Below are 3,727 nucleotides of genomic sequence, written 5' to 3'. Positions count from 1 at the left end.
CCCCGAGATCTACACTCGACTAGTCGTCGGCAGCGTCAGATGTGTATAAGAGACAGGCTGATGGTGGTGGGCTGGCGTTGGGTTGGGGTGGGCGGTCATGGGCGACGACAGCGTGCCGACGAACAGCGTTTCTGATCTTTCGCTGTGATGCCTCGGGTGGGTGCGTGTCTGGCCTCGGGCGGCGACGGCGGAGGGTGGCGGCGAGCGGGTCGCTGCGGATGGTGATGTCTGGTTTGTGACCGTGGGATGGGTGTCCGGTTTGTCAACGGCGTCACTGTGAGCGATGTCGGGACAGGGGAACGGCCCTTCCCCGTAAAAGTCCTTGGCGGGAAACCCGGGGAAGGGCCGTGAGGCGCCTGGAGGGCGCGGTGCTCACGGTAAATGCTGACCGGGGTGTGGTCGAGCGGCAGCTTCGGGCGGGTGAGCTGGCCTGCCGGGATTGCGGCGGGGTGCTCGGTGGGTGGGGCTGGTCGATACGGCGGCCGGTGCGGGATCTCGGCTGGGCGACGCTGTGGCTACAGCCCCGGCGGGCGCGCTGCGCGGGCTGTGGACGCACGCATGTGCTGTTGCCGGTGGTGGTGCTGGCGCGCCGTGCGGATGTGGTGGCGGTGATCTGGGCGGCGTTGGCTGCGGCGGCCGGCGGGCTTGGCGCGCGTGGCGTCGCGCGCCGGCTCGGCCGGCCGCACTCGACGGTGCGCGGCTGGCTGCGCCGGTTCGCCGGCCGGGCCGGTGACGTGCGCCGGGTGTTCACGGGCCTGCTCGTCGAGGTCGGCGTCGACGCGGTGGCACCAGCGCCGGCGGGGTCACCGCTCGCCGATGCGCTCGCGGCGATCGCCGGGGCGACGGTGGCGGTTGGGGCGCGGTGGCCGCTGCTCGGCACGGTGTCGCCGTGGGCGATCGCGGTCGGGGCCACAAACGGCCAGCTGCTCTCTCCGTCTCCCACCTGGATGATCACGACCGTTTCGTGATCGTCGATCAACATGGGTGCGCCCCTGGGCGGCGGGCCGCGGTGCCGCCAGTCTGAGGACAACCGTGATCACTTCGGTCGCGGGGTCCTGCGAGGAGGTGGTGGCGGTGTCCCTGGATGACGACGACGAGGCGGCCCGGCGTGCACGGGCCCGGGAGATCGGCCTGTTCCGCTACATGCTCATACGCGATCTTGCCGACGAGGCGTTGACGACCAGGCAGCGCGGGGTGCTGGTCCGCGCGCTCGCCGCCCGGGAGCACGTCGACCCGGACGGCCGGCCGGTGCGGGTGACCCGCTGGACGCTGGACAGATGGGTCAGGAGCTGGAAGTCGGGCGGGTTCGACGCTCTGGTGCCCTCGCCGCGCCAGGCCGGGCCGCGCACACCGGCCGACGTCCTCGCGCTGGCGAGCGCGCTCAAACGCGAGCGGCCCGAGCGCACCGCCGCGCAGGTCCGCCGGATCCTGGTGGCCACCCATGGCTGGTCCCCGACCGAGCGCACGCTGCAGCGTTTCTTCACCCGCACCGGCATCGGGACCCGCCAGCTCGCCGCGGCGGCCACCGGCCGGGAGGTGTTCTCCCCGTTCCAGGCAGCAGCACCTAATGATCTGTGGACGGGAGACGCCCTGCACGCAGTCAAGATCGCCGGGCGGAAGACCTACCTGTTCGCGTTCCTCGACGACTACTCCCGCGCGGTCGTCGGCTACCGGTTCGGCTACGCGGAGGACACCGTCCGGCTCGCCGCGGCGCTACGCCCCGCGCTCGCCGCCCGCGGCATCCCCTCCAAGATCTACGTCGACAACGGCTCGGCGTTCTCCGACGCCTGGCTGCTGCGCGCCTGCGCGAAGCTCGGGATCCGGCTGGCGCACTCCACCCCGCACCGGCCCGAAGGACGCGGCAAGATCGAACGTTTCTTCGCAACGGTGCGGGGCCAGTTCCTCGTCGAGATCGCCGACGAGGCCACCCCCACCGGGACCGCCAGCCCCGTGACCAGCCTGGACGACCTCAACGGCAAGTTCCAGGCCTGGGTCGAAGCGCAGTACCACCGCCAGGTCCACACCGAGACCGGCGCCGCGCCGCTGCACCGCTGGCAGACCGGCGGCCCGTTCCGCCACGCCACCCCTGACGAGCTCACCGAGGCGTTCCGCTGGTCCACCCACCGCACCGTGTCCCGCACCGGCCTGATCTCCCTGCACGCCAACCGCTACCAGGTCCCCGCCGGGCTTGCCGGCCAGCGCGTCGAGTGCGTCTTCGACCCGTTCGACCTGACCACCATCGCGCTGCGCCTCGGCAACACCGACATCGGCACCGCGACCCCGTTCGAGATCACCCGGCACAGCCATCCCAAGGCCCGCCCGGAAACCCCGACCGAACCGGCCCGTCCCACACAGATCGACTATCTCGCCCTCGTGCAGGAACGCCACACCACCACCCTCACCCAAAAGATCAACTATGCGGCGCTCGCCGACACCCCGGGCCAGACCGGCCCCGACGACCCAGCCGGCCCGCAGCGCAAGGGCGCCGCATGAGCGCCATCGACGCCACCGGCGGCATCGGCCCCGACCTGCTCGCCGAGGCCTTCGCACTCTCCCGCGCCGCCTCCGACATCGCGCACGCCGCCTGCGACCTGGTCAACCCCGCCCTCACCGACGACCACCTCCTGATCGCCGAGACCGTCCTGCACGTCGCCGTCACCGTCCAGGACCTCGCCACCACAGTGATCACCACCCATTGCCGTGACCGTGACAGCACCCCGGACCCGGCCGCGTTCACCCTCCCCCTCAAGGAACCGTTCTGATGCTCGAAAAGCTGCGTGCGCACTACGGTTTCACCCGCACCCCGTTCAGCCGCGACCTCGCCCCCGGCATGCTGCACCGCCACGACGCCCACAACCAGGCCGTCGCCCGGTTGTCCTGGTGCATCGCGGAGCGCGGCATCGGGATCGTCACCGGCGAGGTCGGCGCCGGCAAGACCGTCGCGGTCCGCACCGCGCTCGCCGACCTCGACCCGTCCCGCCACACCGTGATCTATCTTGGCAACCCGCAGATAGGAGTCCGGGGCATTCACGAGGCCATCGTGACCGCGTTCGGCGCCCCACCCACGAACCTGTCCTCCCGGCTGATCGCCCAGTCAGCCGCAGCACTCGCCTCCGCCCGCGACGAACGCGGCCGCACACCCGTCCTCGTCCTGGACGAGGCCCACCTACTCGGCTACGACCAGCTCGAGACCGTCCGCATGCTCACGAACCACGCCATCGACTCCGACTCCCCGCTCGCGACCCTGCTCGTCGGCCAGCCCACCCTGCGCCGCACCATGCGCCTGGCGGTCCTCGCCGCCCTCGAGCAGCGCATCACGATCCGCTACACCATGCCCCCGATGACCCCCGAGGAGACCGCCAGCTACATCCGCCACCACATCAGCCTCGCCGGCCGGTCCGACACCCTGTTCTCCAACGACGCGATGACCCTGATCCACACGACCGCCCGGGGCTACCCCCGAGCGGTAAACAACCTCGCGGTCCAAGCCCTCGTCGCCGCCTACGCCGCCGGACACGCGATCGTCGACGAGAAATCCGCCCGCGCCGCCCTCGCCGAAATCACCGACGACTAACAACACCCCGCCGACCACGACGACAGCACACCGACCACAGCGACAGCACCCCCACGAACGCCCCGCCCCAGACCCCCGGGACGGGGCGTTCGATCATCCGGCCATCGGCAAACGATCCGTCGCCGTCGTCGGCATCCTGAGCGTCGGCCAACA

Annotated in this window: 4 protein-coding genes; all 4 read left to right on the top strand. The window is 71.3% G+C overall.

Annotated features, from left to right (window positions below):
• The first annotated feature begins 347 nt into the window (after positions 1-347).
• Positions 348-968, top strand: a complete 621-nt coding sequence (locus NBX02_RS00685; RefSeq protein WP_250287419.1) for a helix-turn-helix domain-containing protein — start codon at positions 348-350, stop codon at positions 966-968.
• Between the two features lie 106 nt (positions 969-1,074).
• Positions 1,075-2,493: a DDE-type integrase/transposase/recombinase gene (locus NBX02_RS00680; protein ID WP_445548182.1), complete on the top strand. Its 1,419-nt coding sequence runs from the start codon at positions 1,075-1,077 to the stop codon at positions 2,491-2,493.
• Complete coding sequence (locus NBX02_RS00675) at positions 2,490-2,762, top strand: hypothetical protein (RefSeq protein ID WP_250289543.1); 273 nt, start codon at positions 2,490-2,492, stop codon at positions 2,760-2,762. Before NBX02_RS00680 ends, NBX02_RS00675 begins: the two co-directional genes overlap by 4 nt.
• Positions 2,762-3,574 carry an AAA family ATPase gene (locus NBX02_RS00670; RefSeq protein WP_250287431.1) on the top strand — a complete coding sequence of 271 codons (813 nt, stop codon included), beginning with the start codon at positions 2,762-2,764 and terminating at the stop codon, positions 3,572-3,574. Before NBX02_RS00675 ends, NBX02_RS00670 begins: the two co-directional genes overlap by 1 nt.
• Positions 3,575-3,727: the final 153 nt, after the last annotated feature.

Origin of the sequence: Protofrankia sp. CiP1_Cm_nod1 (assembly GCF_920888515.1) — a bacterium.
Classification (GTDB): domain Bacteria; phylum Actinomycetota; class Actinomycetes; order Frankiales; family Frankiaceae; genus Protofrankia.
Note: the sequence above shows the minus strand (reverse complement) of the source record. Positions and strands in the feature narration are given on the sequence as shown.